Source organism: Oleiphilus sp. HI0123 (assembly GCF_001635315.1).
Genome location: NZ_LWGE01001148.1, coordinates 1 through 4,367 on the forward strand (window position 1 = coordinate 1; position 4,367 = coordinate 4,367).

Sequence of the window (4,367 nt, forward strand, 5' to 3'; positions counted from 1 at the left end):
CACTATCACAAATAAAGCCAGCGCACAGGCGGCCAGGCTGATTCTGAAAAAGAGTTTGTTCATGTCGTCTCTATTATTTTTATTGAGGGGTATTGATCATGAATAAAGATGTTTTTATTACAGCTTGGGTTTATTAACCTTTAAAAGCCTTTCTAAGTCTTCCATTAAATGCTTTGGCTCCACGCCCTCAGGGTAATACATCATTAGATTGTTATAGGGGTCGACCATGAAAATACTATTTTCGACCTGAGCATGTGTTTGAGAAAATGTGTTGATCAGCACTTTGGCATCAAGGCTGTCCGAGCTCACTGTTGCTAACTGAGGAAAGGCTTTTAAAGGTTAATAAACCCAAGCTGTAATAAAAACATCTTTATTCATGATCAATACCCCTCAATAAAAATAATAGAGACGACATGAACAAACTCTTTTTCAGAATCAGCCTGGCCGCCTGTGCGCTGGCTTTATTTGTGATAGTGCTGGGCGCATACGTTCGTCTGTCTGATGCCGGATTGGGCTGTCCAGACTGGCCGGGATGTTATGGCACGCTCATTGCCCCAAGTGATAGCAATGACATTCAAGCTGCCAACGAAGCCTACCCGGAACGCCCATTTGAAGCCGACAAAGCCTGGAAGGAAATGATTCATCGTTACTTTGCCAGCACTTTGGGCTTATTAATCCTGGCAATGGCAGCTATTGCGATTAAGCGCAGAAAAGAACAAGGTCAGCAACTCACGCTTCCCCTAATTCTACTCGTAGTCGTCTGCTTTCAAGGCGCACTAGGGATGTGGACCGTCACCATGCTACTAAAACCCGCAATTGTTACGCTTCACTTGCTTGGGGGAATGTTAACTTTAGCCCTGCTTTGCTGGGCGATGCTAAGTGATCGACAACAAAAACCTGCTATCGTTTCCCGAGGCCTTAAGAACTGGGCCATATTGGCACTCGTCGTAGTCTATTGTCAGATAGCACTCGGGGGCTGGACCAGCACTAACTATGTCGCGCTTCATTGCTGGGATTTACCAACCTGCCAAGGTAAATGGTGGCCAAATACCGATTTCTCTGAAGGCTTTACAATTTGGCGAGAACTCGGTGTTGATTACGAAGGTGGTACGCTTTCGCTTGAAGCGGGTACGGCGGTTCATCTGACACACCGAATAGGAGCAGTAGTGACACTCCTAGTTGTCGGCACTTTTGCCCTTTTCCTGTTACGATTTTCAAAAGGCCCAGGCCAGCAAGGCACAAGAAACTTAGCCATTTTACTGTTAGTTCTCTTGTGCGCACAGATAAGCTTGGGCATATTGAATATCATACTGGTTCTTCCAACTGCGATAGCTGTCGCACATAATGGCGGTGCTGCATTATTATTGTTGACTATCGTCGCAATTAATCGGAAGCTAAGCACTGATAAACAAAAAAATACCTAGCATCTACGCTCAGTTTTCTTAAACAACGGTTCATAAAAGCTCAGGCAATGCTAGAAGAAAAACAACAAGGCATGTTTTATACGGCCGTTGTCTTGTGTGAAGAATATAAAAACAACAAAGAGAGTTCACAATGGCAAACACTACCGCACTTGCACCCGCAAGCGCCATATCATGGCGCCAGTACCTCGAGCTTTGTAAACCCAATGTGGTTTTACTTATTGTTTTTACCGCCATCGTTGGGATGCTTTTATCCTCCCCTGGCATGGTGCCCCTCGACACCTTATTCTTTGCCTCGCTCGGCATAGGTATGGCTGCAGCTTCTGGCGCTGCAATCAATCACTGGGTGGATCAAAAAATTGATGCCACGATGGAGCGAACCAAGGGACGCCCCATTCCGACTGGAGGCCTGTCATCCAAGGCAGCTCTGAGTTTTGCGCTAAGTTTGTGCGTACTCTCTATGGCGATTTTACTTGCGACAACGAACCAGCTTACCGCGCTACTAACCTTCATCTGCGTTATTGGCTATGCGGTCATCTATACTATGTTTCTTAAACGCTCTACCCCGCACAATATCGTTTGGGGTGGTGCTGCCGGTGCTGCACCGCCGATTCTTGGCTGGGTCGCGATGACAGGTGAAGTTAACACCGAGGCCTTGTTATTATTTCTCATTATCTTTATTTGGACGCCACCACATTTCTGGGCACTGGCCATTCGCCGTCGCGATGATTATGCAAAAGTTGATGTCCCTATGCTTCCGGTGACTCATGGCATTCCTTTCACCAAGGTACAGGTATTACTTTATACTTGTATGCTTCTTGCCGTTACGCTGATACCCTTTGCCATACAAATGACCGGCTTAATCTATCTAGCCGGGGCGGTAGCCTTAGGGTTGGGCTTTATTTATCACGCTTATAAGCTATATCGCTGCAGTGCTGACCAACACGCAATGAAAACCTTTGCTTACTCAATATTCTACCTAACGGCCTTATTTGCATTTCTGCTCGTCGATCATTACATACGACTGGTAATACGCGGATAGAAACTGATTAGATTTCGCAAAGCAGCCAGTTCAACGTATAATACCTGCCCTTTTTCATTTCGCCCTATTTACGCATAGGGCTGTTCGGAACACTGGCAGGTATTACGCTCCATGCAAGACTTTCAAATCGACCAATACGACTCCCTGTTGGACAACAAAGCCGCTCAAGTACGTGAGCAGTTCCTGCGTTTCTCTGCACCAGAATTGGAAGTCTTTGCCAGTGAAGTTGAAAATTTCCGCTTAAGGGCCGAATTCAAGATTTGGCACGAAGGCGAACGATGCTTCCATGCCATGTTTGAAAAAGGGACCAAGAACGCGCCAATTGAAATAACTCACTTCCCCATTGCTAGCAAAGCTATCACTGAGCTAATGCCTGTCATGATGGAAGAGATCAACCAGTCACCTCAACTCAAGCATCGCCTGTTTCAGCTTGAATACTTGAGTACACTTTCAGGTGAAATGCTGGTCACTCTGATTTATCACAAACAGTTAGATGAAATCTGGATAAAAGAAGCCAAGCGTTTGAAAGAAAAGCTTGGTATTCACATCATCGGCAGAGCCAGAAAGCTCAAACTACTACTCGATCAAGACTATGTTATTGAAACACTAAACGTCGACGGAAAAGCACTTCGCTATAAACAAATTGAAGGTGGTTTTACTCAACCAAACGGCAAGATGAACGAAAAGATGCTCAGCTGGGCCCGAAGCTGTGTCGACGGCAATAAGGGAGATTTACTTGAACTCTATTGCGGCAACGGGAATTTCTCTATTGCTATGGCCGATAAATTCCGTCGTGTATTTGCCACAGAGATTAGCAAAACCTCTGTCAAAGCAGCCAATGACAATAAAGAAATGAACAAAATCGATAACGTTGATTTTGCACGCGTCAGTGCCGAAGAGTTTACCGGACACATGAATGGCACCCAAAAACGCCGTCGTTTGAAAGACCTCAACCTAGAAGAAACTGACTTTCAAACAGTACTCGTTGACCCCCCTCGCTCCGGCTTGGATGACGAGAGCTGCGAAATGATCAGCCATTATCCAAATATCGTCTACATTTCCTGTAACCCAGATACCTTGGAACAAAACCTGGAGCAGTTGAGCAAAACGCATGAGATCAAGCGTTTGGCCATGTTTGACCAGTTCCCCTATACCCAGCACATTGAGTGCGGCGTTTACTTATCAAAAAAGTAGCCCTATAACATAATGAGCCTACCTAAAGCTGATGAGTTTTAAGAGAGGCCCGAAACTTGCATCATACCTTTGTGATAAGTTATTAGTGCTAATAATGTACACAAGTTTGCCGATAATAGTCTGACCTTAGTTAAACCACGACAAAATAAGCTATCATCGATAAACATACTTGCATAAACATAGCGCTATAAGGTCAATATTCGACAAGCACTAAACTAGAGCCTTGCTGTCATCTATTGATAAAATATACAAAAAGTAAATATATACGGCCCTATGCAAATATCCGCTACTAACAAGAACCTTACCTGCTTGTACTGCCTTCTTGCTTTGTGTTTAGCAATGTTGTCGCCGTCTCTAAGCGCTGGTGACACCTACTACACAGATACAGACAACGAAGATAACGCAAGATCAGGAAGCTCTGATGATGACATAGGTCGTATTCTTTCTGACACGTCGTTGAACTACCCGATAGAGTTCAACATAAACCTGACAGGCAGTCTTCCGAGCACCTCTGCTCAGCTTCTTATTAACGCTCACGACATCGATGAAGAATTAGGCCAAGAGGTGTCGATTTCTATAAACGGCAACGACCTAGGGGACCTGTCCGGCGTCGCAGATGAGGACAGCACCAATATTTTTAACGTGCCAATCGGGCAAATAGTTTCCGGGAACAATATCGTCGAAGTCACCATAGCAAACCCTTGGGCCAC

5 protein-coding genes are annotated in these 4,367 nt (G+C 45.0%); 4 read left to right on the top strand and 1 reads right to left on the bottom strand.

Going from position 1 to position 4,367, the window contains the following annotated elements:
- Nucleotides 1-117: 117 nt before the first annotated feature.
- A complete protein-coding gene (locus A3761_RS12155) occupies nucleotides 118-309 on the bottom strand; it encodes a hypothetical protein (protein ID WP_068750277.1) in 192 nt (63 codons plus the stop codon).
- Nucleotides 310-413: 104 nt separating this feature from the next.
- Here A3761_RS12155 and A3761_RS12160 point away from each other — a divergent pair, with 104 nt between their 5' ends.
- The 4 genes from A3761_RS12160 to A3761_RS12175 all read left to right on the top strand — a co-directional run.
- The gene (locus tag A3761_RS12160) at nucleotides 414-1,424 is read left to right on the top strand and encodes a heme A synthase (protein ID WP_068511310.1); all 1,011 of its coding nucleotides are present in this window, start codon (nucleotides 414-416) and stop codon (nucleotides 1,422-1,424) included.
- Nucleotides 1,425-1,554: 130 nt separating this feature from the next.
- Complete coding sequence (gene cyoE, locus A3761_RS12165; protein WP_068511312.1) at nucleotides 1,555-2,463, top strand: heme o synthase; 909 nt, start codon at nucleotides 1,555-1,557, stop codon at nucleotides 2,461-2,463.
- A gap of 111 nt (nucleotides 2,464-2,574) precedes the next feature.
- Entirely contained in the window at nucleotides 2,575-3,657 is a 1,083-nt protein-coding gene (gene trmA, locus A3761_RS12170; RefSeq protein ID WP_068739447.1) for a tRNA (uridine(54)-C5)-methyltransferase TrmA, read from the top strand.
- Nucleotides 3,658-3,996: 339 nt separating this feature from the next.
- A partial coding sequence (locus tag A3761_RS12175) for a hypothetical protein (RefSeq protein WP_156491816.1) occupies nucleotides 3,997-4,367 on the top strand: 371 nt, incomplete at its 3' end.

Coding starts and splice junctions, on each gene's coding strand:
- A3761_RS12160 (WP_068511310.1), top strand. CDS start 414: ATGAACAAACTCTTTTTCAGAATCAGCCTGGCCGCCTGTGCGCTGGCT.
- cyoE (WP_068511312.1), top strand. CDS start 1,555: ATGGCAAACACTACCGCACTTGCACCCGCAAGCGCCATATCATGGCGC.
- trmA (WP_068739447.1), top strand. CDS start 2,575: ATGCAAGACTTTCAAATCGACCAATACGACTCCCTGTTGGACAACAAA.